The sequence below is a fragment of the Streptomyces sp. SA15 genome (genome assembly GCF_002291145.1).
Taxonomy (GTDB): Bacteria; Actinomycetota; Actinomycetes; order Streptomycetales; family Streptomycetaceae; genus Streptomyces.
In genome coordinates this window covers 12,860-39,383 of record NZ_NTGE01000216.1, presented here as the reverse complement: position 1 = coordinate 39,383, position 26,524 = coordinate 12,860, and the positions used below count along the sequence as shown (strand labels likewise).

The following is a 26,524-nucleotide window of genomic DNA, read 5'->3' as shown; positions in this document are numbered from 1 at the left end:
GAGCGCCGACGCCAGAACCACCAGAACTATCAGGCTGACAAAGTTCGGCCCCGCCTGCCGGGCAGACGGGGCCGGAGGAACGTAACGACCGATCAGGCAGGAAGCACGACGACGAAGCGCTCCGGCTCCTCGCCCTCGGACTCGCTGCGCAGGCCGGCGGCCTTGACCGCGTCGTGCACGACCTTGCGTTCGAACGGCGTCATCGGCTTCAGCTTCACGGCCTCGCCGGTATTCTTGACCTCGGCGGCGGCCTTGGCGCCCAGCTCGGACAGCTCGGTGCGCTTCTTGGCGCGGTAGCCGGCGATGTCCAGCATCAGCCGGCTGCGGTCCCCGGTCTCCCGGTGGACGGCCAGGCGCGTGAGCTCCTGCAGGGCTTCCAGCACCTCGCCGTCACGCCCGACCAGCTTCTGCAAGTCTCGGCTGCCCGCGTCGCTGATGATCGACACAGCGGCCCGGTCGGCCTCGACGTCCATGTCGATGTCGCCGTCGAGATCGGCGATGTCCAGCAGACCCTCGAGGTAGTCCGCCGCGATCTCGCCCTCCTGCTCCAGGCGGGTCAGGGTGTCTGCACCCTCGGCAGCGGCGGAGGTGGTGCCTTCCGTCACGGGATGGACTCCTTCTTACTTCTTGGACGGGGACTTGGGCCGCTGCGGGCCCTTGCGCTGTCCTGACTGGGCCTTGCTGCGGGTACCACCGGCGCTCTTCTGAGTACCCTTCTTGGCGAAAGCGGCGGGCTTGGCGTCCTCGGGCTCGTCGGACTTACTCAGCGAGGTGGTCGGCTCGCCGACCACCTTGGCGCCGGACTGGCGCTTGGCCTTGGTCTGCCGCTTGGGCTGCTGACGCTTGGGAGCGGCGGCGCTCGTCGGCGTACCGTCCTCGGTCTGGGCGACGACCGCGGTCTCGCTCTTCACCACGGTGCCGTCGGCCTGGGCCGCGAGGCCCGCCTTGTTCAGACCGTTGATGAACTTGCGCTCGAACTCGTTGCGGTCGCGGCCCTTGGCCACGATGGCCTTGACGATGGCCTTCTCACCGCGCCCGCGCGTCTTGCCGTGGTGCGTGACGTGCTTGTGCAGGCGCTCCAGGTACGCGGCCTGGGCCTTGGAACCCGGGGTCGGGTTGTTGTGGATGACGTACATCTGCTGGCCCATGGTCCACACGTTGGTGGTCAGCCAGTAGACGAGGACACCGACGGGGAAGTTGATGCCGAAGACGGCGAACATGATGGGGAAGACGTACATCAGCATCTTCTGCTGCTGCATGAACGGCGTCTTCACCGTGGTGTCGACGTTCTTCGTCATCAGCTGGCGCTGCGTGTAGAACTGCGACGCCGACATCAGGATGATCATGACCGCGGTAACGATGCGGACGGTGGTCAGCGAGGCGTCGAGCGCAGCGACGTCCGACGAGCTGTCGGTGAACTTCGCGGCCAGCGGGGCACCGAAGATATGCGCCTGCTGCGCGCTGTCCAGCAGACGATTGTTGATCACGCCGACGGTGTCGTTGTTCGCGATGCTGTTGAGCACGTGGTACAGGGCGAAGAAGAACGGCGACTGCGCCAGGATGGGAAGGCACGAGGAGAGCGGGTTGGTGCCCGTCTCCTTGTACAGCTTCATCATCTCTTCGGACTGACGCTGCTTGTCGTTCTTGTAGCGCTCCTGGATCTTCTTCATCTCGGGCTGGAGCGTCTGCATGGCCCGGGTCGCCTTGATCTGCTTCACGAAGAGCGGGATCAGGCAGATACGGATCAGGATCACCAGGGACACGATGGACAGGCCCCAGGCCCACCCGGTGTCGTCGCCGAAGAGGGCGCCGTACACCGTGTGGAACTGGACGATGACCCAGGAGACAGGTGTCGTGATGAAGCTGAAGAAGCTGGCAATCGTGTCCACTAATCATGCTCCTTGGGCATGGGACGGGGTCTCTGCGGCCGGGCTCGGAGGAGCCTGCCCCTCGGTGGCCGGTTCGGCGGAGGAGGGCCCGCCCTTGCGTGCACGCCAGGCGTTACGCAGCATTTCGTGCCACCGCGGACGCTTGCGCGGCGGGACATGGTCCACACCGCCCAACGACCACGGATTGCACCTGAGGATGCGCCAGGCCGTGAGTGCCGTGCCCTTGATCGCACCATGCCGGTCGATGGCCTGGTAGCCGTAGTGGGAGCACGACGGGTAGTACTTGCACACCGGCCCGAGCAGCGGGCTGATGGTCCACTGGTACAGCTTGATCAGCGCCAGCAGCGGGTACTTCATCGCGCGCCCCCTCCCAGCAGCCGCTGAAGGGCGGCATCCAGGTCTTGGGCCAGTTGTGCATGGTCGGCGTCGCCCGCACCGGGCAGCGCTCGTACGACTACCAGGCTACCGGGGGGCAACAGGGCGACTCGGTCGCGCATCAGATGGCGAAGCCTGCGCTTCACCTTGTTGCGCACCACCGCACCGCCCACGGCCTTGCTCACGACGAAACCCGCACGCGTCGGGGGAGCGCTCTCCCCAGGCGCGTGCGGGTCCGTGGCACCGCTACGAAGGTGGACGACGAGGTACGGGCGTCCGGCCCGACGCCCCCGTCGTACCGCGGTCGCGAAGTCCTCGCGCCGCCTCAGCCGGTTCTCGGTGGGCAGCACGACGTCATGACCTGACCGGGATCAGGCGGACAGACGGGCGCGACCCTTGCCACGGCGGGACGCGAGAATCGCGCGGCCGGCACGGGTGCGCATACGCAGCCGGAAGCCGTGGGTCTTCGCGCGACGACGGTTGTTCGGCTGGAAGGTGCGCTTGCTCACTCGGGGGCTCCAGAAAGAAATCGGGGTCTGCGGGGTGCCGTCTTGGCTGTCACCGTGCGCCCACGAGTAGCTCGCGTCACGCCCGAGTGCACCGCTGACCGATCACCCAAATGATCTGTGCCCATCGGAGGCAGGCGGCAGCAGCCATCGACAACTCGACCTGGTTACGGTACGCGCGGCTACGCCATCCGGTCAAACCAGCGGTCACCAGGAGACACTATCCACAGCCTGGGGACAACAACTTGAACCGCAGCCGTCGCCCTGACTACCGTGGCTGGACTCCGAATCGTTCCCTTGTACCTGCCCCGCCCCATTTGAATCCCGACCCGTCCCGAACCACACGTTCGTGGGACCCGTGAGAGAGCGTGCCCTGTGGCTGACGTACCTGCCGATCTTGCCGCAGTGTGGCCACGAGTACTGGAGCAACTTCTCGGTGAGGGCCGCGGGCAGGGGGTCGAGGCCAAGGACGAGCACTGGATCCGGCGCTGCCAGCCGCTCGCGCTGGTCGCGGACACCGCGCTGCTCGCCGTACCGAACGAATTCGCGAAGGGCGTACTGGAGGGCCGACTGGCCCCGGTCGTCAGCGAAACGCTGAGCCGCGAGTGCGGCCGTCCGATCCGCATCGCGATCACCGTCGACGACTCCGCCGGCGAGCCCCCGGCCCCCCCGGTCCGTCCCCAGCCACGCTATGAGGAGCCCGAGCTCCCCTCCGGACAGTACGAGGGATACGGCCGCCACCGCGCCGACGACTCCAGGCACGGCCGCCCCGAGCAGGCCTCCGGGCCGCAGGGCGACCAGCTGCCGGCGCCCCGCTCGGACCAGCTCCCGACCGCGCGCCCCGCATACCCCTCCGAGTACCAGCGTCCCGAACCCGGCGGCTGGCAGCGCCCGGCCCAGGACGAGTACGGCTGGCAGCAGCAGCGGCTCGGCTTCCCGGAGCGCGACCCGTACGCGTCGCCGTCGCAGGAGCCGTACGGGCAAGACGTGTACGGGCAGGAGTCGTACGGCTCACACGCACAGGAGTCGTACGCGCCGCCGCCCCAGGAATACCGCCCGCAGTCGATGGAGCGCCCGTCGTACGACACGCAGCGCCCCGACTACGACAAGCGACCGGACTACGACCAGCGCCCGGACTACGGCTCGCGATCGGACTACGACCGCCGACCGGACCATGACTCCTCGCGCCCCGACTACGACCAGCGCGACGCACGCCGTGATCTGCCCGAGCCGTCGTCCGGCGGCGGGCACGTCCACCGCGGCGGTCCCGTCGGTTCCCATCTGCCCACCACCGGGGCTCCCGGCCCGCTGGCCGCGCAGCCCGCGCCGGCGACCGGCCCGGGTGAGCCGACCGCGCGCCTGAACCCGAAGTACCTCTTCGACACGTTCGTCATCGGCGCCTCGAACCGCTTCGCGCACGCGGCCGCGGTCGCCGTCGCCGAGGCGCCCGCGAAGGCGTACAACCCCCTCTTCATCTACGGGGAGTCGGGACTCGGCAAGACGCACCTGCTGCACGCGATCGGGCACTACGCGCGCAGCCTCTACCCGGGCACACGCGTGCGATATGTCAGCTCGGAGGAGTTCACCAACGAGTTCATCAACTCCATCCGCGACGGCAAGGGCGACAGCTTCCGCAAGCGGTACCGCGAGATGGACATCCTGCTCGTTGACGACATCCAGTTCCTGGCGGACAAGGAGTCGACGCAGGAGGAGTTCTTCCACACCTTCAACACGCTCCACAACGCGAACAAGCAGATCGTGCTGTCCAGCGACCGGCCGCCCAAGCAGCTGGTGACCCTGGAGGACCGACTGCGGAACCGTTTCGAATGGGGCCTGATCACCGACGTCCAGCCGCCCGAGCTCGAGACGCGCATCGCGATCCTGCGCAAGAAGGCGGTGCAGGAGCAGCTCAACGCCCCGCCGGAGGTGCTGGAGTTCATCGCCTCCCGCATCTCGCGGAACATCCGTGAGCTGGAGGGCGCGCTGATCCGGGTGACGGCGTTCGCGTCGCTCAACCGGCAGCCGGTGGACCTGGGCCTGACGGAGATCGTCCTCAAGGACCTGATCCCCGGCGGTGAGGACTCGACGCCGGAAATCACCTCGACGGCCATCATGAGCGCGACCGCCGACTACTTCGGCCTCACGGTCGACGATCTGTGCGGCAGCTCGCGCGGCCGCCAGCTCGTCACCGCCCGGCAGATCGCCATGTACCTCTGCCGCGAGCTGACGGACCTCTCGCTGCCGAAGATCGGCGCGCTGTTCGGCGGCCGCGACCACACGACCGTGATGCACGCCGACCGCAAGATCCGCAATCTGATGGCTGAGCGGCGCTCCATCTACAACCAGGTCACGGAGCTCACCAACCGCATCAAGAACGGCTGACAGAGACAGTCGTACGGCGCCGAGGGCGCCCCGGGGCGAGATCCCCCGGGGCGCCCTTCGTTGTTCCCCCGACACCTGCTGTTCGAATACCTGCCGCGTTACGGCCTGTCTCCACAGATCCGGCGACTTTTTCCCGTCCACATCCTGGGGACTGGGAAGTTGTCCAGATCGTGTCCACAGAGCACGCTGTTGATAGACGATGCGACCAGGTCAGGTGCTTGTGGATTGGTGGACGAAAGATCTCCACAGGCTGTGGACAGAGGATTGATCCACACCCTGTGCATGGAGTTGTCCACCGGCAGCCCACAGGCTGAGGCAGGTTGTCCCCAGCGATCCCCGGCTTCTCCACATCCCCGTCCACTGTTCGGCAACGCGACGCGCCTCCTCACCGAGTCGAGTGAAAGGCGTCACACGAAGGTGCCGGGTTGGGCTGTGGGAAAGACGGGTAAAGCTGGGGACGGCTCTGGGGAGAAGTGGCCTCAGGCTGTGCATGGGGTGTGCAGAACTTTCCGTTCTCCACAGAGAGCCCAGGTTGTCCACCGCCCCCGCCCACAGGGCCCGTGGACAAAATCTCGCCTCTGACCTGCGCAAACGGGGTTATCCACGGTATCCACAGGCCCTACTACTACTCCCGACTAGAGAGAGCGAGGAATCCGTTTCGAAGGGGGTCCTGTGCACAACTCGCTGCCCGGCTCCCGGCTGCCCCTCGTCACGACTTGACCCCGAGAGGCACCTACTGTCAGTGGGGTGCGTCAGACTGTTCCCCGGTGTCCTTCCCCTCACAGGGGCTGAAGACACCGAGTCAGACGACAAAGCCAGGCAGGCCGAGAAGCGCCGGCAACAGCAGGAGGCGGCAACAGTGAAGATCCGGGTGGAACGCGACGTACTCGCGGAGGCAGTGGCCTGGGCGGCACGCAGCCTCCCGGCCCGGCCGCCGGCGCCTGTCCTCGCCGGCCTCCTGCTGAAGGCCGAGGACGGCCAGCTGAGCCTGTCCAGCTTCGACTACGAGGTCTCGGCGCGTGTGTCCGTCGAGGCCGAGGTCGAGGAGGAGGGCACGGTCCTCGTCTCCGGCCGCCTGCTCGCCGACATCTCCCGTGCCCTCCCCAACCGCCCGGTGGAGATTTCCACAGAGGGTGTACGGGCGACGGTGGTCTGCGGCTCCTCGCGGTTCACACTCCACACCCTGCCTGTGGAGGAGTACCCGGCCCTGCCGCAGATGCCGAACGCCACCGGCACGGTCCCCGGCGAGGTCTTCGCTTCCGCGGCCGCCCAGGTGGCCATCGCCGCCGGTCGCGACGACACACTGCCCGTGCTCACCGGTGTGCGCATCGAGATCGAGGGCGACACGGTCACGCTGGCGTCCACCGACCGCTACCGCTTCGCGGTCCGCGAGTTCCTGTGGAAGCCGGAGAACCCCGAGGCGTCCGCGGTGGCCCTGGTGCCCGCCAAGACGCTCCTGGACACGGCCAAGGCCCTCACGAGCGGCGACAGCGTCATCCTGGCGCTGTCCGGCGGTGGGTCGGGCGAGGGCCTGATCGGTTTCGAGGGCGCCGGCCGTCGTACGACGACGCGTCTGCTGGAGGGCGACCTCCCGAAGTACCGCTCGCTGTTCCCGACGGAGTTCAACTCCGTGGCCGTCATCGAGACCGCGCCTTTCGTGGAGGCCGTCAAGCGTGTGGCCCTGGTCGCCGAGCGCAACACGCCGGTGCGGCTCAGCTTCGAGCAGGGCGTGCTGATCCTGGAGGCAGGTTCCAGCGACGACGCACAGGCTGTGGAGCGGGTCGACGCCCAGCTGGAGGGCGACGACGTCTCGATCGCCTTCAACCCGACCTTCCTGCTGGACGGCCTCAGCGCCATCGACTCCCCGGTGGCCCAGCTGTCCTTCACCACGTCCACCAAGCCCGCGCTGCTCAGCGGCAAGCCGGCGGTGGACGCCGAGGCGGACGAGGCCTACAAGTACCTGATCATGCCGGTGCGGCTGAGCGGCTGAGCGGTCTGAAGCGGCTCAACCCTGCTGACTGCTGGGGGTGTGGGGGTCGTCCCCCACAAGATCGCAGTATGCCGGTGCGGCTGAGCGGCTGACCGCCCCCTTCAGGGAACCCGCAGGTCGGGGCATACGTCTGAGCGCTTATGCCCACAGATGTGCGCGAGCGTCCGGGTTTAGGCTCGGACGCAGGTACGAAAGTGCCGCGGTACGAATGCCCGTACGGGCGTGCCGTGCCGTCACGTCACGTCACGTCGCAAAACCTAAGGAACAACTGATGGAGCTCGGTCTCGTCGGCCTCGGCAAGATGGGCGGCAACATGCGCGAGCGGATACGCCGCGCAGACCACACCGTTATCGGATACGACCGCAACCCGGACCTCGCCGATGTCCACAGCCTCGAAGAGCTGGTGGACAAGCTGAAGGGCCCGCGTGTCGTATGGGTGATGGTGCCGGCCGGTGCCGCGACCCAGTCGACCGTCGACGAGCTCGCCGAGCTGCTGGAGCCCGGTGACGTCGTCGTGGACGGCGGGAACTCGCGCTGGACGGACGACGAGAAGCACGCCGAGGAGCTGACGGCCAAGGGCATCGGCTTCGTCGACTGCGGCGTCTCCGGCGGCGTCTGGGGCCTGGAGAACGGCTACGCGCTGATGTACGGCGGCGACGCGGAGAACGTCGCCAAGGTGCAGCCGATCTTCGACGCCCTCAAGCCCGAGGGCGACCTCGGCTCGGTGCACGCCGGCAAGGTGGGCGCGGGCCACTTCGCGAAGATGGTCCACAACGGCATCGAGTACGCGATGATGCAGGCCTACGCCGAGGGCTGGGAGCTCCTGGAGAAGGTCGACTCCGTGACCGACGTCCGAGAGGTCTTCCGCTCCTGGCAGGAGGGCACCGTCATCCGCTCCTGGCTGCTCGACCTCGCGGTCGACGCCCTCGACGAGGACGAGCATCTGGACAGGCTCAGGGGTTTTGCACAGGACTCCGGCGAGGGACGCTGGACTGTGGAAGCCGCCATCGACAACGCCGTACCGCTCCCCGCGATCACGGCCTCCCTCTTCGCACGGTTCGCGTCGCGCCAGGAGGACTCTCCGCAGATGAAGATGATCGCGGCGCTGCGGAACCAGTTCGGCGGCCACGCGGTCGAGAAGAAGTAATCCACAGGGCTGCTCGGCAGTCCACAACCTGGGGGAGGTCGGCGCACGACCATGCACGTCACGCATCTGTCGCTGGCCGACTTCCGCTCGTACGCCCGGGTCGAAGTCCCGCTCGACCCGGGCGTGACCGCCTTCGTCGGCCCGAACGGGCAGGGCAAGACGAACCTCGTGGAGGCGATCGGCTACCTCGCCACCCTCGGAAGCCACCGCGTCTCCTCCGACGCCCCCCTGGTCCGTATGGGCGCCGACCGCGCGGTCATCCGGGCGCAGGTCAAGCAGGGCGAGCGGCAGCAGCTGGTCGAGCTGGAGCTGAACCCGGGCAGGGCGAATCGCGCCCGGATCAACAGGTCCTCGCAGGTCAGGCCGCGTGATGTGCTCGGCATCGTACGGACCGTGCTGTTCGCCCCCGAGGACCTCGCGCTGGTCAAGGGCGACCCCGGGGAGCGGCGCCGCTTCCTCGACGAGCTGATCACCGCCCGCTCCCCGCGTATGTCCGGCGTCCGCTCCGACTACGACCGGGTCCTCAAGCAGCGCAACACCCTGCTGAAGTCGGCCGCGCTGGCCCGTCGGCACGGCGGCCGCTCCATGGACCTGTCGACGCTCGACGTGTGGGATCAGCACCTCGCGCGCGTGGGCGCCGAACTGCTCGCCCAGCGTCTCGACCTGGTCGCCGCCCTCCAGCCGCTGGCCGACAAGGCGTACGAGCAGCTGGCCCCCGGCGGCGGCCCGGTCGCCCTGGAGTACAAGCCGTCCGCGCCGGGCGAGGCGCACACGCGCGAGGATCTCTACGAGCAGCTGATGGCCGCGCTGGCCGACGCCCGCAAGCAGGAGATCGAGCGGGGCGTCACCCTCGTAGGCCCTCATCGAGACGATTTGGTTCTCAAACTCGGTCAGCTGCCCGCCAAGGGGTACGCCTCCCACGGCGAGTCGTGGTCCTACGCGCTGGCGCTGCGCCTGGCGTCGTACGACCTGCTCAGAGCCGAGGGCAACGAGCCGGTGCTCGTCCTCGACGACGTCTTCGCCGAGCTGGACACCCGTCGCCGTGAACGCCTGGCCGAGCTGGTCGCGCCGGGCGAGCAGGTCCTGGTGACGGCCGCGGTCGACGACGACGTACCGCATGTACTGACCGGGACGCGGTTCACCGTGTCGGACGGGATGGTGGAGCGCGCATGAGCGCCGAAAAGGATTCCGCGCCCAAGAAGAGTCCCGAACCCTCCGGCGTCGACCTCGCGCGCGTGGCGCTCAGGGCGGCGAAGGAACAGGCACGCGCGCGTGGGGACGCGGCGCAGCAGAAGAAGCAGGCGCGGCGCGGGGGCCTGCGCTCCGGCGCGCGCGCCGACGGCCGCGACCCCATGGCGCTGGGCGCCGCCATCAACCGCCTCATCACCGAGCGCGGTTGGGAAGCCCCGGCCGCGGTGGGCGGCGTGATGGGCCGCTGGCCGCAGATCGTCGGCGAGGACCTGGCCAAGCACTGCGTACCGGAGAAGTACGACGAGGACGAGCGGGTCCTGGTCGTGCGCTGCGATTCCACGGCCTGGGCGACGAATCTTCGCCTGCTCGCCTCCCAGTTGGTGGCGCGTCTCAACGAGGACCTGGGCCACGGTGCGGTGACGATGATCAAGGTGTACGGCCCCGGTGGTCCCGCCCGCCGCTACGGGCCGCTGCGGGCCCCCGGCAGCACGGGCCCCGGCGACACCTATGGGTGAGGTACATCACAGTCACGGATGCTTCGGCGGCCCCGTCGAGCAACCGCGCGCGGTTGCGAATCCTGACCTGACTCCCAAGTAGCCATGGGTTGACAGCCGGAAGCGCTGAGTGCCTCTGTGAGCCTCTTGGAGCCCCGCTCCGTATATGGGGACCCGGCCGAGACCGGTTGAGGGCGCCACATGCGGACTCAGGTACCGGCAAACCCCCATCACTGTCGGCGCTACCGGTAGACTGGAAGCCAATCCCGCCCCCATCGTGGGGACCGTCCGGGAAAAGCTGAGCAACGCTGATCAAGGCTTACCAACGCAACATGCCGCAGCCGCTCCGGCAACCCGCCGACGAGCCTGGCTCGTGCTGTGCCAGAAAGGGCGCTTCGTGGCCGATTCCGGCAACCCCAACGAGAACATCCCGTCCACCGACGCCGGCGCGAACGGCGAGGCCGAAACCTCCAACGGCGAGGTAACGGCCTCGTACGACGCCAGCGCCATCACCGTCCTCGAGGGTCTGGACGCGGTCCGCAAGCGACCCGGTATGTACATCGGCTCGACCGGTGAGCGAGGACTCCACCACCTCGTGTACGAGGTCGTCGACAACTCCGTCGACGAGGCGCTGGCCGGCCACGCGGACACCATCGAAGTGACGATCCTCGCCGACGGCGGCGTCCGCGTCGTGGACAACGGCCGTGGCATCCCGGTGGGCATCGTCGCCTCCGAGGGCAAGCCTGCCCTCGAGGTCGTGCTGACCGTGCTGCACGCGGGCGGCAAGTTCGGCGGCGGCGGCTACGCGGTCTCCGGTGGTCTGCACGGCGTGGGCGTCTCCGTGGTGAACGCGCTGTCCTCGAAGGTCGCCGTCGAAGTCAAGACCGACGGCCACCGCTGGACGCAGGACTACAAGATGGGCGTCCCCACGGCGCCGCTCGTGCAGCACGAGGCCACCGAAGAGACCGGCACATCGGTCACCTTCTGGGCCGACGGTGACATCTTCGAGACCACGGACTACTCCTTCGAGACGCTCTCGCGGCGCTTCCAGGAGATGGCGTTCCTCAACAAGGGTTTGACGATCAAACTCACTGACGAGCGCGAGTCGGCGAAGGCCACCTCCGGGGCGGACGAGGCGGGCGCGGACGAAACCGCCGAGGTCAAGACGGTCACGTACCACTACGAGGGCGGCATCGTCGACTTCGTGAAGTACCTCAACTCCCGCAAGGGAGACGCGGTGCACCCGTCGGTGATCGACCTCGAGGCCGAGGACAAGGACAAGAGCCTCTCCCTCGAAGTCGCGATGCAGTGGAACAGCGGTTACAGCGAGGGCGTGTACTCCTTCGCCAACATCATCCACACGCACGAGGGCGGTACGCACGAAGAGGGCTTCCGTGCGGCGCTCACCAACCTGATCAACAAGTACGCGCGCGACAAGAAGCTGCTGCGTGAGAAGGACGACAACCTCACGGGTGACGATATCCGCGAGGGTCTGACCGCGATCATCTCGGTGAAGCTCAGCGAGCCGCAGTTCGAGGGCCAGACGAAGACCAAGCTGGGCAACACGGAGGCGAAGACCTTCGTCCAGAAGGCCGTCTACGAACACCTCAACGACTGGCTGGACCGCAACCCGAACGAGGCCGCGGACATCGTCCGCAAGGGCATCCAGGCGGCCACCGCGCGCGTGGCGGCCCGCAAGGCCCGGGACCTGACCCGCCGTAAGGGCCTGCTGGAGACCGCGTCCCTGCCCGGCAAGCTCTCCGACTGCCAGTCGAACGACCCCATCAAGTGCGAGATCTTCATCGTCGAGGGTGACTCCGCCGGCGGCTCGGCCAAGTCCGGCCGCAACCCGGAGTACCAGGCGATCCTCCCGATCCGCGGCAAGATCCTCAACGTGGAGAAGGCGCGGATCGACAAGATCCTGCAGAACCAGGAGATCCAGGCGCTGATCTCCGCCTTCGGTACCGGAGTCCACGAGGACTTCGACATCGAGAGGCTGCGCTATCACAAGATCATCCTGATGGCGGACGCCGACGTCGACGGTCAGCACATCAACACCCTGCTGCTGACCTTCCTGTTCCGCTTCATGCGGCCGCTGGTCGAGGCCGGGCACGTGTTCCTCTCCCGTCCCCCGCTCTACAAGATCAAGTGGGGCCGGGAGGACGCCGAGTACGCGTACTCCGACCGCGAGCGCGACGCCCTGATCGAGCTGGGCCGCCAGCGCGGCAAGCGGATCCGGGAGGACTCGATCCAGCGCTTCAAGGGTCTCGGCGAGATGAACGCCGAGGAGCTGCGCATCACCACGATGGACCAGGAGCACCGGGTGCTCGGCCAGGTCACCCTCGACGACGCCGCCCAGGCCGACGACCTGTTCTCGGTCCTCATGGGCGAGGACGTCGAGGCGCGCCGCCAGTTCATCCAGCGCAACGCCAAGGACGTCCGCTTCCTCGACATCTGAGTCGGTCTCAGCTGACCGCGCCAGGAAGGATCTTCACCAGCAATGACCGACGAGAACATCCCCTTCACGCCTGAAGAAGGCAGCGCCATCGCCCAGCGTGTCGAGCCCGTCGGGCTCGAGACGGAGATGCAGCGCTCGTACCTCGACTACGCGATGTCCGTCATCGTCTCGCGAGCGCTGCCGGACGTGCGGGACGGTCTCAAGCCCGTCCACCGCCGCGTCCTGTACGCCATGTACGACGGCGGCTACCGCCCCGAGCGCGGCTTCTACAAGTGCGCCCGGGTCGTCGGCGACGTCATGGGCAACTACCACCCGCACGGCGACTCCTCGATCTACGACGCGCTGGTCCGCCTCGCGCAGACGTGGTCGATGCGGATGCCGCTGGTCGACTCGAACGGCAACTTCGGCTCTCCGGGCAACGACCCGGCGGCGGCCATGCGCTACACCGAGTGCAAGATGGCGCCGCTGTCGATGGAGATGGTCCGTGACATCGACGAGGAGACCGTCGACTTCACGGACAACTACGACGGCCGCTCCCAGGAGCCGACCGTCCTGCCGGCCCGCTTCCCGAACCTGCTGATCAACGGCTCGGCCGGTATCGCGGTCGGCATGGCGACCAATATCCCGCCGCACAACCTGCGCGAGGTCGCGGCCGGCGCCCAGTGGTACCTGGAGAACCCGGAGGCCTCGCACGAGGAGCTCCTGGACGCCCTGATCGAGCGCATCAAGGGCCCCGATTTCCCGACGGGCGCCCTTGTGGTGGGCCGTAAGGGGATCGAGGAGGCCTACCGCACGGGCCGCGGCTCCATCACCATGCGCGCGGTCGTCGAGGTCGAGGAGATCCAGAACCGCCAGTGCCTGGTGGTCACGGAGCTGCCCTACCAGGTCAACCCGGACAACCTCGCGCAGAAGATCGCCGACCTGGTGAAGGACGGCAAGATCGGCGGCATCGCGGACGTCCGTGACGAGACGTCGTCCCGTACCGGCCAGCGTCTGGTCATCGTCCTGAAGAGGGACGCGGTCGCCAAGGTCGTACTGAACAACCTCTACAAGCACACCGACCTGCAGACGAACTTCGGCGCGAACATGCTGGCGCTCGTCGACGGCGTGCCGCGCACCCTGTCCCTGGACGCGTTCATCCGCCACTGGGTGACGCACCAGATCGAGGTCATCGTCCGCCGTACGCGCTTCCGCCTGCGCAAGGCCGAGGAGCGCGCCCACATCCTGCGCGGTCTGCTGAAGGCCTTGGACGCCATCGACGAGGTCATCGCGCTGATCCGGCGCAGTGACACCGTCGACATCGCGCGCACGGGCCTGATGGGCCTGCTGGAGATCGACGAGATCCAGGCCAACGCGATCCTCGAGATGCAGCTGCGGCGCCTGGCCGCCCTGGAGCGCCGGAAGATCGTCCAGGAGCACGACGAACTCCAGGCGAAGATCACCGAGTACAACGAGATCCTCGCCTCGCCCATCCGCCAGCGCGGCATCGTCAGCGAGGAACTGGCCGCGATCGTCGAGAAGTACGGCGACGACCGCAAGACCATGCTGGTGCCCTACGACGGCGACATGTCCATCGAGGACCTGATCGCCGAGGAGGACATCGTCGTCACCGTCACACGCGGCGGCTACGTCAAGCGCACCAAGACGGACGACTACCGGGCGCAGAAGCGCGGCGGCAAGGGCGTACGCGGCGCGAAGCTCAAGGAAGACGACATCGTCGACCACTTCTTCGTGTCGACCACGCACCACTGGCTGCTGTTCTTCACCAACAAGGGCCGTGTCTACCGGGCGAAGGCGTACGAGCTGCCCGACGCCGGGCGTGACGCGCGTGGACAGCACGTCGCGAACCTGCTGGCGTTCCAGCCGGACGAGGCGATCGCCGAGATCCTCGCCATTCGCGACTACGAGGCGGCGCCGTACCTGGTGCTGGCCACCAAGGGCGGTCTGGTGAAGAAGACGCCTCTGAAGGATTACGATTCGCCGCGTTCCGGTGGCGTCATCGCGATCAATCTCCGGGAAACGGCGGACGGTTCCGACGATGAACTGATCGGAGCCGAACTCGTCTCACCCGATGACGATCTGCTTCTGATCAGCAAGAAGGCGCAGTCGATCAGGTTCACCGCCACCGACGACACCCTGCGGCCCATGGGCCGTGCGACCTCGGGCGTCAAGGGCATGAGCTTCCGCGAGGGCGACGAGCTCCTCTCGATGAATGTTGTTCGACCCGGTACGTTCGTGTTCACTGCTACGGACGGTGGGTACGCGAAGCGGACCGCCGTCGACGAGTACCGCGTTCAAGGACGCGGCGGCCTCGGCATCAAGGCCGCCAAGATCGTTGAGGATCGTGGATCGCTCGTCGGTGCGCTGGTGGTCGAGGAGACCGACGAGATCCTCGCCATCACGCTGTCCGGCGGTGTGATTCGTACGCGAGTCAACGAGATCAGGGAGACGGGCCGTGACACCATGGGCGTTCAACTGATCAACTTGGGCAAGCGCGATGCCGTGGTCGGCATCGCCCGTAACGCCGAGGCGGGGCGCGAGGCGGAGGAGGTCGACGGCGACATCGCCGTCGACGAGACCGCCGAAGACACCCCGACCACCGGCACGGACGAGGGTGAGGCGCCCTCGGACGAGTAGCACGAGGAGAGAGTCATCGTGAGCGGAGCCACGGGCGCCGGTTCGGTCGGGTCGACCGGTACCTCTGCCGGTAAGGAATCGAACGGCGGCGGCCGTGGCTCCGCCGCGCAAGCGACAGACTCGCACACGACCAACCTGCAGGCGATCAAGCCGAACGCGACCGAGTCGCACTCGCCCGACACGCATGGATCCCAGGGGGGAACTGTGACGGACACCCGAGGTCCGCAGGCCGAACGGCCCGCCACCGGCGCGGGCCGGACTACGGCCCAGGCCGCTCCGGGCGCCCAGCCGCAGCCGTCGGCCCAGTCGGCGCCGCCCGAGGCCCGTTCCCCGCTTCCGGGGGAGCGGCAGCCGCAGCAGCCCGCCGGGCCCTACCACCCGCCGCAGGCCTACCCGTCGCAGCCCGCGGGTGCCGTACGCCGGCCCCGCACCGGCGCGCGCACCACGCCCCGCACCCGCAAGGCCCGGCTGCGCGTGGCGAAGGCCGACCCATGGTCGGTGATGAAGGTCAGCTTCCTGCTCTCCATCGCGCTGGGCATCTGTACGATCGTGGCGGCTGCCGTGCTGTGGATGGTCATGGACGCGATGGGCGTCTTCTCAACCGTCGGCGGCACGATCTCCGAGGCGACCGGCTCGAACGAGTCGAACGGCTTCGACCTCCAGTCGTTCCTGTCGCTCCCGAACGTCCTGATGTTCACGACGATCATCGCGGTCATCGACGTCGTCCTCGCGACCGCCCTCGCGACCCTCGGTGCGTTCATCTACAACCTCTCCGCCGGCTTCGTCGGCGGCATCGAGCTGACGCTCGCCGAGGACGAGTGAACGCGCTTCTCCGCGCCTCTTGAGGACCCCCTGACAACCGATTTTGGGACTGCCCACGTCGTGCGCTAATCTTCAGGAGTCAGCGCGCGGGACACACACCGCAGAGCGCGGCGGGGCTATAGCTCAGTTGGTTAGAGCGCATCCCTGATAAGGATGAGGCCACAGGTTCAAATCCTGTTAGCCCCACCAGCGAAAAGACCCCCAACCGATCATGGTTGGGGGTCTTTGACATCAAGGGTTGACAGAAGGCCCCCAACCGATTGCGGTTGGGGGCCTTCGTCGTCTTTGCTGTCTTCGTATGTGGCGCTGTACGCAAGTTCGCCGCTACGTCGTGGATGTGAGAGACGGCACGTGAGGTGCCGTGCAGGGCGCTGTCAGCTCAGGAGGCGCTGGAGAGAAATGGCTGGCCCGACCGGCGCCGTGCTCGGGTCGGTGCAGGGCTCGGTGGCCAGGGCGATCGAGTTCACGTCCGCGAGGATGCGGTGGCGGCAGGTCGGGGTCTTCCCGTGGGCCTCGGCGCGGATGCGCTGTTTCATCGTGGGGGGCAGGGCCCTGGTGTACGCCCAGGGGGCCGGCGGCGGTGCCGCCTCCTGCGTCGTGCTGTTGCGCGTCGGCTCGGTCTGGGGTACGGCCGCGGCGGCGGTCGTTGTGACGAGTCCGAGCGCTGTACACAGCGCGAGGAAGGCGGTGACGATGGCGGTCCACAGCTTCATGACCTTGTTCTGGGCCATGGCCCCTCACTTTCGGGTCGGGCGATTTGCGTACTTTCCTCATGATGTGTATGAGGGCCGCGAAGTGGTGGACCGACGCCCGTGGCGCGTCGCTCTTCAGATCAACACCACTCGGATGGATGTAAGAGGGGACAAAATGGATGAATGTAGGACGAAAGCGATAAAAGTAACCGTCCGTGGGCGTGTGATCACCCTCTGATCGGAGCGCTGTCGTCCGCTTCTACTGGGGCGTTCCGGACGGGAGTTGGGGCCCGGCTCAGGTCACCGATCGGTCTCGGTCGGTGTGTATAGTCGGGCGCCAGAGGTCCCCTACGTCAAGGAAAGACGAGGTCGCGCGGTGAAGAAGCTTCTCCTGGTCGCACTGGCCGCCATCGGCGGGCTCCTCGTGTACCGCCAGATCCAGGCGGATCGCGCCGAGCAGGATCTGTGGACGGAGGCGACTGACTCCGTGCCCACGGGTTCGTGAGTCCCGAGATCCGGTTCTGAACAGACCCCGGCCGCCCTCGCGGTCGGGGTTTTGTGTCGCGGGTCCCGCGCCGGGGCATCCGGAACCGGGAGTTTCGGACGCTCGTACGGATTACGCGGATGGCGCGCGCCCCGGCGGGGCAGGATGGGCCACGGTCCCACGGTCCGGCGATGAGGGGTGGCGCGTGATGGGGCGGCGTACGGCGGGGTGGCGCACAGGGGCACGAAGCGGTCGTCCGTCGGCGCACGCACGCGTGGCCGCCGCGGGCATGGCCCTGTCCTTGTGTACGGCGACGACACTGATCGCCCCGTCGGCGTGGGCGGCCGACACACCGAACTCCTACGCCTTCGCCGCGGACGCCCGGTCGGTCACGGGCGCCACGAGCACCACGGACGCCAAAGGCCTGGAGCCCGGCGCGACCTACCGCAGCTCTCTCCCCGCCGACGGCAAGCTCTACTACCGCCTCGAACTCGACGCCACGTCGACCGTGTACGTCGCCACCACGGCCGTCCCGCGCGCGGGTACGACCCTCTCCGCCACCGACGGCGTCAGCATCAGGGTCTCGATCCAGGACGCCAACAGCCACTTCTGCTCTCGGGACACCGCCAGTATCGGCGCCGGACGCAGTCCCCGTCCCATCACGGCGCTCGGAGTACGCGAGGCATCGCCCGACGGGGCCCTGTGCCAGGGCTCCGGCACGTACTTCGTCGTCGTCGAGCGCGTCCAGAGGGACGACTCCCCGGCGGACACCTGGGACCTGGAACTGGCTCCCGTGTCGGAGCCGCCGGCGAAGCAGAGCGGCGCGACGAGCGCGCCCGAGGTCTGGAACTCCGCCTCTCCCGAGCCCCTCACCGGCGAACCCGAGAGCCGCCCGGGCGGCGCGGGCTTCGACACGGCGACGACCGTCGGGCAAGGCGTCTGGCGCTCCGACATCCGGCCCGGACAGACGCTCTTCTACGAGGTGCCCGTGGACTGGGGCCGACAACTCAACGCCACCGCGGATCTGGGCAGCACGAGCAGCGACGACGGCTTCGTCCCCAGCGCCCTGGCGATGTCCCTCTACAACCCCGTGCGCGGCTACGTCGACGACGCGGGCGTCGCCTACGACGGCAGCCAGAGATCAGCCGCCCTCCCACCGCTGCCGCCGGTCGCATATCGCAACCGCCATGCCGTGTCCGACAAGGTCAGCGGCATGCGCTTCGCCGGCTCCTACTACCTCGTCGTGCATCTCGCGCAGCGCGTGGCCGACGAGTTCGGCGACGGGCCGTTCGGACTGACGCTGCGTGTGCGGGTGGAGGGCGCGGCGCAGTCCGGTCCCGGGTACGAGGGTCAGTCCAAGCCGCGGGACGTCTTCCAGGTCACGGCGCAGGAACGGGAAGCGGCCGAGGAGGGCGGGACGGCCGCCGCGGAGAGCGGGGCGGTCGCGGGGGGCGGCGGTGACGGCTCGATGAAGGTGATCGCCGCGGGCGGAATCGGCGCGGGGACTGTGCTCCTGGTGGTGCTTGGAGCGTGGACGGCGTTGGGGCGGCGGCGGGTCAGGGCCTGAGGGCGGGTACCTGAGCGGGTGGCTGTCTGAGCGGGTGGGCGAGCGGTCGGGCCGTCGGTCTTGTTCGCCGTTTGATGTGCGGCTTGGCGTGCGGCCGGGGGCGGTCAGATGCGGGTCAGTGCCCAGAAACCCACGGCGTAGCAGGCCAGCGCGAGCAGCAGGACTGGGATCGCCACCTTGGCAGGCGGGCCGGAGCGGCGTGCCGGGCGGGCGGCGCGGTGGCGCGGTTGCGGGCCGGCCTGGGGGACTGCCCGGGGTACTGCATGCGGAGCTGCCTGCGGAATTGCCTGCGCGGAGTGTGGAACCTGCGGGTCCTGAGCGGTGTACGAAGCAGTAGAGGCTTCAGCGCGATGGTCGAGCTGGTGGAGTGCCGCCGCCGGAGTCTGAGCCGAGTACTGCGGGGCGTGAGGTCGGGGGGAGGACAGGACGTGCGTGGAGTCGTAGGGGGAGACCTGAGCGGGGTCGTGTGGGGCGACCTGCTCGGATTGGGCCTGCGGCTGCGGCAGCGATTGTGGTTGTGCTTGTGGTGGCTGTGCGTGTGCCTGTGCCTGTGCTTGTGCCGGTGGCTGCCCCTGCCCTTCCAGATGTCCATGATGCCTCTGTGGGGCGGGTGTCTGAGGCGAGGAGACGGTGGCCTGAGGGGGCGGCAGGTAGAAGCTGCCGGTGTCCGACATGGTGAGCGGCTGCACCGATCCGGTGCCCTGGCGCGGATCGACGGGTACGACACTTGCCCCCGAGCCGGTGCCGGCGGCCGGAGAGTCCGTGCCGGGCTGCGGGGTCATGGAGTCGCCGGTCCTGTACTGGGAGGCATCCACCCCCGACCGCGCACCAACGGCGCCAGCCTCAGCCCCAGTCCCGGTGCCGGTCCAAGACCCCGCTCTCGACCCCGACCCGGTATCCGTCCCCCTATCCGTCCCCCTATCCGTCTCCGTCTTCGTCCCTGTCTCCGCCACCACCCCCGGAGCCAGTTTGAGCGGCCCTTCAGGCCCAAACCCCGGTGGCAGCGGGCCGAGTTGGTCGAAGATTTCGATCAGCTCGTCGTCGGGGCCGGGCTCCGGCAGGAGTTCGACGGCCGAGGCGAGCGCCTTGCGCGCCCCCGTGGCCGTGCGGAAACGGGCCTGAGGGTCGGGCTGGAGCAAGGAGGCCACGACCTGCCACAGCGGCTCGGGAATGCCCTGGGGCGCACTCGGGGTGCCGTGCGCCGCGAAGTACTGCACGAGCGCCTTGGCGTCCGGCTTGGCGCCCTCCAGCAGATACAGGGCGACCAGGCCGACGCCGAACAGGTCCGCCGGGAAGTCCGGTTCCGAGCCCAGCATCTGCTCAGGCGCGAGATAACCGGGCGTTCCCACCACGAGGTTGGTCTCGGTCAGGCGCGGTTCGCCCAGCCGCATCGCGATGCCGAAGTCGGACAGCCGCAGCCGCGGCCGTCCCGTGCCGGTGGCTTCCAGCAGCACGTTGGCCGGCTTGATGTCGCGGTGCACCACGCCTTCCGCGTGCACGGCGGCGAGCCCGGACAGGAGCTGGTCGAGCAGGGTGCAGACGAAGGCCGGTGGCAGCGGGCCGTAGTCCCCGACCAGATGGACCAGCGAACCGCCGGCGACCAGGTCCATGGTGAACAGGACCTTGTCGTCGTCGGCGGCCCAACTGGCGGGCGCCAGCACATGGGGGTGGTCGATCCGCAGTGCCTGTTCGCGGACGAAGCGCAACAGCGAGTGCGCGTCGCTCTGCTGCAGCACCTTGGCGGCCACATAACGGCGGCGGCGGTGGTCCCATGCGCGCCAGACGGCGCCGACACCTCCGCGACCGATCGGGTCGGCCAGTTCATACCGGCCGGCGAAGACCTCACCCATGGCTGTCCTTCGCTCCTCCCCCTTCGGTTACCCCCCTTGCTTCCCCCGCGATGAGCGATACGACCCCTCCGCGCCCTCATCGGTGAGCGGACACACCCCCGCATGTCCGTCCCGGCGAGTGGCGCGACCCCCTCGCGCTCCCTCGGCCGTCGGCCCGGCTGCCGAACCCCCTTCGGCGACCGGGCCGCCGGGTTCAGCTCTGGTGGGACTGGTAGTGCGCGACGGCGTCGGAGGTGCGGCCGGCGCCGTACACCCGGAGGAACTCTGCCAGTTCCGGATGGCTCGGGGCGAGGGTGTCCGCGGCATCAATGATGTCTCCGGCGGCCGCCACCGAGCGCAGCAGTGACTGGATCTCGCGGACCACCCGTTTGACCGTGGGCGCTCCCGAACTGCTCGTCGTCTGTGTGGTGTTGCTGAGCACCGAGCCCCCTTGCGACTTCTTGATCTCCTCCATGCGCTCGGTCGCCTCGGCGGCACTGACACTGCCGTCCGCGACCTGGCCCGCCAAGTCCTGGAGCAGTTGCACCCGCTGGACCACGGCGGGATTTCCGATCTTCGCCCGCTGACCACTCATCAGCTGCGACAGCATCGGTGCGGACAATCCCAGTACCCCCGCAAGACGAGCCTGGTTGAGACCAAGATCGTCAATGAGCTTACGGAAGAGCGCCCCCAACGGCTCCCCGTACCAATTCCGCTGCAGTTCCCGCGCTCTTGCGGTGGCTTCCTGCTGTGCGGCGTCCATTGCGTCTCCCCATCGCTTCCCCAAAATGCTGTGGTTCGCTGTAGCGAACCACGCCGAGCATCTTACGGAGAGTGGTCGTCCACGGGGACCCCCAATCTTTTTGCGAGATCCCGGGGGTGACCCGGTACTCTGGTCTCCGGCGGCTCCCGGTACGTGAATCTTCCGGGCGGACGCCTATCTTCCGGGGCCTTAGCTCAGTTGGTAGAGCGCTGTCTTTGCATGGCAGATGTCAGGGGTTCGACTCCCCTAGGCTCCACCGGTAGAAGCCCCCTGACCTGCGGAAACGCAGCTCAGGGGGGCTTCTTCGCGAGCGCGGCGGGTACAGGGCGCCCTCGTTTCACGTGGAACAGCCGTGGGGCAGGAGACCTCACGTCTCCTGCCCCACGGAACGCCGACCGGCCGGCCGGGCCACCACGTCCGCCGTGAATCAACGGCACTCGTCAGCCCATCAGCGGCCTTCGTCGCGGTTCGCGGCCTCCTCCTCGGCCTCCTTGGCCTCCACCTCTGGGTCGAGCACGGACTGGCCGCTGCCGTCCACCGAGGTCAGCCGACTCGATTCCGGCACCTCCGTCGCGGCGGGCGGCTCGACCAGCCAGTCGGGGTTGGCCTGCTTGTCCCACCACTTCCAGGCGGCGAAGGCGCCGCCCGCGACGATGCCCACGACCGCCAGCGCCTTGGCGAGACGGCCGGCCCGCGCCCGCCGCTCATGCCTGCGGACCAGCTTCTGGATCTCCTTGGACGAGACCTGGCCGCGCAGCGCCGCCAGTGCGGCGGCACTGCGCGCGGCTGCCTCGTCCCTGACGGGTCCGGCCGCGGCCACCGCATGCTCGAGCCTCGGCCGAGAGTAATCGGCGGCCTGCCGAGCGGCCTTGCGGGTACGCGTGGCAGCCTCGTGGGCGGCCTGGTCGACCTTCGGCGGCACATGCGAGAGAGCCTGCGAACGGGCCTGTTCAAGACGCGGCGCGAGATGAGCGCCGTACTGGACTCGGGCCTGTTCGGCCGCCTGCGACACCTTCGGCGCGAGCCGTACGCGTGCCTCGTGTGCGTAGTGCGCGGCCCTGTCCTTGGCCGTGTCGGCGTAGGGCGCCACCACTTCCGCGGCGTGCAGCACGCTGTCCTTCGCCGAGCCGGTCGCGGCGCGCACGCTGTCGATGCGGGTCACGGGTTCCTCCTCCTCGGTGGCGTACGGTATTTCGACTTTCCACCCTTTTACGGATCATGCCTGCCAACGGGCCCGGGGGCATGTGAGGGCGGGCATCCGGGTCATGGCTGCTGACTCGGGACCATCTCCGATCAAGAAATACTCAAGATCCAATCACGTGCAATAGCGGATGAATCCAGGGCAACAGGAGCTTGTCGTCGACAATGCCACGGATCGACGCTCCGCGCTCCCGGCCCGGGTCTACTGGACCGGTTTTCTGCGCGCAAAACCGCCGAACCCCGGCTCATGGGTGGGTGCCGGGGGACGAGCGGAGCGAACCATGCAAGGATCGGAAGGGCACAGAAAGACAACGGAAGGCAGATCGTGGCCGAGCAGCTCTACGCCACCCTGAAGACCAACCACGGCGACATCGACGTCCGGCTCCTGCCGAACCACGCCCCGAAGACGGTCCGGAACTTCGTCGAGCTCGCACAGGGCGAGCGCGAGTGGACGCACCCGGCCACCGGAGAGAAGTCCACCAAGAAGCTCTACGACGGCACGATCTTCCACCGTGTGATCAGCGGCTTCATGATCCAGGGCGGCGACCCGCTGGGAACCGGCATCGGCGGCCCGGGCTACGAATTCGAGGACGAGTTCCACCCGGACCTGTCCTTCAACAAGCCCTACCTGCTGGCCATGGCCAACGCCGGTCCGGGCACCAACGGCTCGCAGTTCTTCATCACCGTCTCCCCGACGGCCTGGCTGAACCGCAAGCACACGATCTTCGGCGAGGTCACCGACCCGGCCAGCCAGAAGGTCGTGGACGCCATCGCCGCTGTCCCGACCACCCGCCCCAACGACCGACCGGTCAACGACATCGTGATCGAGTCGGTCGTCGTCGAGACCCGCAAGGGCTGAGACCCCCGGAATCTGAGGCCAAGGCCGCTCCGGCCAGCGCGAAGACATGCGCGAAGGGAACCAATCGCCCCGCTCATCCGTAAGGATGGGCGGGGCGGTGCATGTGCGTACGAGGGATGAGGGGAAGTCATGGACCAGGCGGCAGGCAGTTCGCAGGACGCGCAGAGCCTGCCCGGCTGCTATCGGCACCCGGACCGCGAGACCGGCATTCGCTGCACCCGCTGCGAGCGGCCGATCTGCCCCGAGTGCATGGTCAGCGCTTCCGTCGGCTTCCAGTGCCCCGACTGCGTCCGCAACGGCTCCGGCACCGGACACGCGCCCACCGCATCCCAGCCGCGCACCCTCGCGGGCGGAACCATCACCGCCGACCCGCGTCTGCTCACCAAGATCCTCATCGGGATCAACCTCGCCGTGTTCATCGCCGTCCGGGCGAATTCATCGCTGCTGAACGACCTCGTCCTCATCGGCGCCTGGCCGCCGGCGCCGTTCGTGCCCACCGACGGCGTCGCGGACGGCGAGTGGTACCGCCTGGTCACCTCGATGTTCACGCATCAGGAAATCTGGCACATCGCGTTCAACATGCTGAGCCTGTGGTGGCTCGGCGGCCCCCTCGAAGCGGCCCTCGGCCGCGCCCGCTACCTCGCGCTCTACTTGGTCTCGGGCCTCGCGGGCAGCGCCTTGGCGTATCTGCTCACGTCCCCCACCACGGCCACCCTCGGCGCCTCCGGCGCCATCTTCGGCCTCTTCGGCGCGACAGGCGTCCTCATGCGCCGCCTCAACCACGATCTGCGGCCGATCATCGCCCTGCTGGTGATCAACCTGATCTTCACCTTCAACCCCGGCTTCAACATCTCCTGGCAGGCCCACATCGGCGGTCTCGTCGCCGGTCTCGTCACCGGCTACGCGATGGTCCACGCCCCGCGTGAGCGGCGGGCCCTGATCCAGTACGGCACCTGTGCGCTGGTCCTGCTTGCGGTTGTGGTCATGACATTGCTGAGGACCGCTCAGCTCGCCTGAGCTTCACCTTTCCGCAGGTGAGCAGGCTCGTTGTCCACAGCGCGTGTCGGATCTTGTGCATACGGTGCGGGAACACGTGTGCCCCCTGTCGCTGACCTGTGTTTCCGCAGGTCAGGCAGGGGGCGAACACTCTTTCGGCTGCCGGTCAGTCAGTCACACCGGGGTCAATGCTCGATGAGTTATCCACAGATCGTCTTTTCTTTTCCCCACTGTGTGGAAACCGCTGTGGATAACTCAGTGGATAGCCCTGGGCAGAGCTGTGTTCACCGGCTGGTGACCCTTACTTCCACTGGGTCGAGACGCCGAATCCGGCGGCGATGAAGCCGAAGCCCACCACGATGTTCCAGTTGCCCAGCGAGTCGATGGGCAGCGAACCGTCGGTCACGTAGAAGACCACGATCCAGGCGAGGCCGATGAGGAACATGGCCAGCATGACCGGTGCGACCCAGGCCCGGCTGGTCAGCTTGATGGTGGTCGCCTGCTTCGCCGGGGGCGGCGTGTAGTCGGCCTTCTTGCGGATACGTGACTTCGGCACGAGGGTCTCTCCTGTCGATGCGCTGCGTGACCGCGCAGGGAACTGGGGCGAGCTCCGGGGCGGCGTTCAAGGGGACACTTAGCGCTCCCCCGGGCGTCCGTTAGCGTAGTGCTTCCGTGGCGCCGAAGGAGATAAGGGTACGTTGAGCAATTCTGCCGACTCCCCCGGGACGGGATCCAGTCCTGCCCGTCCGCGTCGTTTCCGGGCCGTGCGGGTGCTCACGGCAGGAGTCTTCGCTCTCGCGGGACTCATTTTCTTCACCAGCTTCAATACGGCCAAGGGCACCAATATCCGCACAGACACCTCCTTGCTGAAGCTGTCGGACCTCATCCATGAGCGCAGCCGCAACAACGGTGTGCTCGACGAGTCCAACTCCTCGCTGCGCGAGGACGTCGAGTCGCTCGCCGAGCGGGACGACGGCAGTACCAAGGCCGAGGACGACAAGCTGGAGGCCCTGGAGAAGAACGCGGGCACGCAGAAGCTCACCGGCGAGGCGATCACGGTCACGCTCGACGACGCCCCGCCGGACGCCACCGCCAAGCTGCCCGGCTACCCCGAGCCGCAGCCCGACTACCTGGTCATCCACCAGCAGGACCTCCAGGCGGTGGTGAACGCCCTGTGGCAGGGCGGCGCCCAGGGCATCAAGGTCATGGACCAGCGGCTGATCTCCACCAGCGCGGTGCGCTGCGTGGGCAACACCCTGATCCTCCAGGGCCGCGTGTACTCGCCGCCGTACAAGATCACGGCGGTGGGGGACCCGGAGAAGCTGCAGAAGGCGCTCACCGCGTCTGAGGCGATCCAGAACTACATGGTGTACGTCAACGTCTACGGGCTCGGCTGGAAAGTCGAGGAGGACGGGGCGGTGACTCTTCCCGGCTACTCGGGCACAGTGGATCTGCAGTACGCCAAGCCCGTGGAGTGAGGTCTCTCAGGAGCCGCCGGTGCGCGTCGTCGTCAGGTCTGTCAGCGAACTGTGCATCACCGTCGGCGCCCTGATCGTGCTGTTCGTCGTCTATGTGCTGTTCTGGACCGGCGTGAAGGCCGACCACGTCATGGACGACCAGATCGACCAGTTACAGGACCAGTGGTCGCAGGGCGCCGTGCGGCCCACGACGCCGGCCGACCCCGCCGGGCAGGCCGGTGCCCCCGCGGATCCGCCGAAGCCGGCGCCGTACCAGAGCGGCAAGCCCTTCGCGATCATGTACATCCCGCGTCTTGGTTTCACGTGGAACAAGCCAGTCCTCGAGAACACCGCCACCGGCACCCTGAAGAAGGGCCTCGGCCACTACGCGCACACCGCGCAGCTCGGGCAGAAGGGCAACTTCGCGGTCGCCGGCCATCGGCGCACGTACGGCGACCCCTTCAAGGACTTCCCCGAGCTGCGCCGCGGCGACGCGGTGGTGCTGACGGACGGGACGACCTGGTTCACGTACCGGATCGACAAAGGTCCTTACAAAACCGTGCCCTCGGACATTGAGGTGATCGACCCTGTGCCACGTAAGTCCGGGTACACCCGTTCGGGCCGCTACCTCACGCTGACCACATGCGATCCGGAGTGGGGGCACAGTCACCGGCTGATCGTCTGGGCGCATCTGGATTCCACACAGCCTGTGGAGTCAGGGAAACCACCTGCCCTGCGCCGTTAGTCTGGTGCGGTACGGCGTGAGTCTGGTGCCGTGGTGCGACG

General features: G+C 68.0%; 24 protein-coding genes and 2 tRNA genes. 16 read left to right on the top strand and 10 right to left on the bottom strand.

The features are described 5' to 3' along the window. Positions 1–92: 92 nt before the first annotated feature. From CLM62_RS46645 to rpmH, 5 genes are read right to left on the bottom strand one after another with little or no spacing between them, the layout of a single operon-like run. Positions 93–605, bottom strand: coding sequence for a R3H domain-containing nucleic acid-binding protein (locus CLM62_RS46645; RefSeq protein ID WP_095755982.1), 513 nt, complete (start codon positions 603–605; stop codon positions 93–95). 15 nt (positions 606–620) lie between these two features. Next, positions 621–1,889: a membrane protein insertase YidC gene (yidC, locus tag CLM62_RS46640; RefSeq protein WP_095755981.1), complete on the bottom strand. Its 1,269-nt coding sequence runs from the start codon at positions 1,887–1,889 to the stop codon at positions 621–623. A 3-nt stretch (positions 1,890–1,892) separates the two neighbouring features. Next, complete coding sequence (gene yidD / locus CLM62_RS46635) at positions 1,893–2,246, bottom strand: membrane protein insertion efficiency factor YidD (protein ID WP_095755980.1); 354 nt, start codon at positions 2,244–2,246, stop codon at positions 1,893–1,895. Next, on the bottom strand, positions 2,243–2,614 hold the full coding sequence (gene rnpA / locus CLM62_RS46630) for a ribonuclease P protein component (RefSeq protein WP_095755979.1): 372 nt from the start codon (positions 2,612–2,614) through the stop codon (positions 2,243–2,245). Before rnpA ends, yidD begins: the two co-directional genes overlap by 4 nt. 21 nt (positions 2,615–2,635) lie before the next feature. Further along, the gene (rpmH, locus tag CLM62_RS46625) at positions 2,636–2,773 is read right to left on the bottom strand and encodes a 50S ribosomal protein L34 (RefSeq protein ID WP_003949374.1); all 138 of its coding nucleotides are present in this window, start codon (positions 2,771–2,773) and stop codon (positions 2,636–2,638) included. A 372-nt stretch (positions 2,774–3,145) separates the two neighbouring features. On the opposite strand from rpmH, the gene dnaA reads away from it, so the two are divergent. From dnaA to CLM62_RS46575, 9 genes are all read left to right on the top strand, one after another. Beyond that, entirely contained in the window at positions 3,146–5,152 is a 2,007-nt protein-coding gene (gene dnaA, locus CLM62_RS46620) for a chromosomal replication initiator protein DnaA (protein ID WP_095755978.1), read from the top strand. Positions 5,153–6,011: 859 nt separating this feature from the next. After that, the gene (gene dnaN, locus CLM62_RS46610) at positions 6,012–7,142 is read left to right on the top strand and encodes a DNA polymerase III subunit beta (RefSeq protein ID WP_095755977.1); all 1,131 of its coding nucleotides are present in this window, start codon (positions 6,012–6,014) and stop codon (positions 7,140–7,142) included. A gap of 271 nt (positions 7,143–7,413) precedes the next feature. Further along, complete coding sequence (gene gnd, locus CLM62_RS46605) at positions 7,414–8,289, top strand: phosphogluconate dehydrogenase (NAD(+)-dependent, decarboxylating) (RefSeq protein WP_095755976.1); 876 nt, start codon at positions 7,414–7,416, stop codon at positions 8,287–8,289. Between the two features lie 51 nt (positions 8,290–8,340). Next, entirely contained in the window at positions 8,341–9,462 is a 1,122-nt protein-coding gene (gene recF / locus CLM62_RS46600; RefSeq protein ID WP_095755975.1) for a DNA replication/repair protein RecF, read from the top strand. After that, on the top strand, positions 9,459–9,995 hold the full coding sequence (locus tag CLM62_RS46595; protein WP_095755974.1) for a DUF721 domain-containing protein: 537 nt from the start codon (positions 9,459–9,461) through the stop codon (positions 9,993–9,995). The genes recF and CLM62_RS46595 overlap by 4 nt, the downstream gene beginning before the upstream one ends. A gap of 352 nt (positions 9,996–10,347) precedes the next feature. Further along, positions 10,348–12,432, top strand: coding sequence for a DNA topoisomerase (ATP-hydrolyzing) subunit B (gyrB, locus tag CLM62_RS46590; protein WP_095755973.1), 2,085 nt, complete (start codon positions 10,348–10,350; stop codon positions 12,430–12,432). A 42-nt stretch (positions 12,433–12,474) separates the two neighbouring features. Next, complete coding sequence (gene gyrA, locus CLM62_RS46585; protein ID WP_095755972.1) at positions 12,475–15,069, top strand: DNA gyrase subunit A; 2,595 nt, start codon at positions 12,475–12,477, stop codon at positions 15,067–15,069. Between the two features lie 18 nt (positions 15,070–15,087). Next, positions 15,088–15,891, top strand: coding sequence for a DUF3566 domain-containing protein (locus CLM62_RS46580; RefSeq protein WP_095755971.1), 804 nt, complete (start codon positions 15,088–15,090; stop codon positions 15,889–15,891). A gap of 112 nt (positions 15,892–16,003) precedes the next feature. Continuing rightward, a tRNA-Ile gene (locus CLM62_RS46575) sits at positions 16,004–16,080 on the top strand. Between the two features lie 185 nt (positions 16,081–16,265). Here CLM62_RS46575 and CLM62_RS46570 read toward each other — a convergent pair. Next, on the bottom strand, positions 16,266–16,622 hold the full coding sequence (locus CLM62_RS46570) for a DUF6344 domain-containing protein (RefSeq protein ID WP_095755970.1): 357 nt from the start codon (positions 16,620–16,622) through the stop codon (positions 16,266–16,268). Positions 16,623–16,959: 337 nt separating this feature from the next. On the opposite strand from CLM62_RS46570, the gene CLM62_RS50885 reads away from it, so the two are divergent. Beyond that, the gene (locus CLM62_RS50885; protein WP_003999697.1) at positions 16,960–17,088 is read left to right on the top strand and encodes a DLW-39 family protein; all 129 of its coding nucleotides are present in this window, start codon (positions 16,960–16,962) and stop codon (positions 17,086–17,088) included. 187 nt (positions 17,089–17,275) lie between these two features. Beyond that, the gene (locus tag CLM62_RS46560; protein WP_095755968.1) at positions 17,276–18,634 is read left to right on the top strand and encodes a hypothetical protein; all 1,359 of its coding nucleotides are present in this window, start codon (positions 17,276–17,278) and stop codon (positions 18,632–18,634) included. 104 nt (positions 18,635–18,738) lie between these two features. On the opposite strand, the gene CLM62_RS46555 is transcribed toward CLM62_RS46560, so the two are convergent. Both CLM62_RS46555 and CLM62_RS46550 read right to left on the bottom strand, forming a co-directional pair. Further along, complete coding sequence (locus tag CLM62_RS46555) at positions 18,739–20,484, bottom strand: serine/threonine-protein kinase (RefSeq protein WP_095755967.1); 1,746 nt, start codon at positions 20,482–20,484, stop codon at positions 18,739–18,741. A 193-nt stretch (positions 20,485–20,677) separates the two neighbouring features. Continuing rightward, a complete protein-coding gene (locus tag CLM62_RS46550; RefSeq protein ID WP_095755966.1) occupies positions 20,678–21,226 on the bottom strand; it encodes a DNA-binding protein in 549 nt (182 codons plus the stop codon). Positions 21,227–21,409: 183 nt separating this feature from the next. Here CLM62_RS46550 and CLM62_RS46545 point away from each other — a divergent pair. Continuing rightward, positions 21,410–21,482, top strand: a tRNA-Ala gene (locus CLM62_RS46545). 192 nt (positions 21,483–21,674) lie between these two features. Here CLM62_RS46545 and CLM62_RS46540 read toward each other — a convergent pair. Next, a complete protein-coding gene (locus CLM62_RS46540; RefSeq protein ID WP_095755965.1) occupies positions 21,675–22,388 on the bottom strand; it encodes a DUF5324 family protein in 714 nt (237 codons plus the stop codon). A 363-nt stretch (positions 22,389–22,751) separates the two neighbouring features. On the opposite strand from CLM62_RS46540, the gene CLM62_RS46535 reads away from it, so the two are divergent. After that, positions 22,752–23,285 carry a peptidylprolyl isomerase gene (locus tag CLM62_RS46535; protein WP_095755964.1) on the top strand — a complete coding sequence of 178 codons (534 nt, stop codon included), beginning with the start codon at positions 22,752–22,754 and terminating at the stop codon, positions 23,283–23,285. Positions 23,286–23,414: 129 nt separating this feature from the next. Continuing rightward, positions 23,415–24,302 carry a rhomboid family intramembrane serine protease gene (locus CLM62_RS46530; RefSeq protein WP_095755963.1) on the top strand — a complete coding sequence of 296 codons (888 nt, stop codon included), beginning with the start codon at positions 23,415–23,417 and terminating at the stop codon, positions 24,300–24,302. Between the two features lie 280 nt (positions 24,303–24,582). Here CLM62_RS46530 and crgA read toward each other — a convergent pair whose 3' ends face one another. Further along, the gene (gene crgA / locus CLM62_RS46525; RefSeq protein ID WP_095755962.1) at positions 24,583–24,837 is read right to left on the bottom strand and encodes a cell division protein CrgA; all 255 of its coding nucleotides are present in this window, start codon (positions 24,835–24,837) and stop codon (positions 24,583–24,585) included. Positions 24,838–24,979: 142 nt separating this feature from the next. Between crgA and CLM62_RS46520 the strand changes: the two genes are divergently transcribed. Then, positions 24,980–25,759, top strand: a complete 780-nt coding sequence (locus CLM62_RS46520; protein ID WP_095755961.1) for a DUF881 domain-containing protein — start codon at positions 24,980–24,982, stop codon at positions 25,757–25,759. Between the two features lie 19 nt (positions 25,760–25,778). Continuing rightward, a complete protein-coding gene (locus CLM62_RS46515) occupies positions 25,779–26,483 on the top strand; it encodes a class E sortase (protein WP_095755960.1) in 705 nt (234 codons plus the stop codon). The last annotated feature ends 41 nt before the right edge of the window (positions 26,484–26,524 follow it).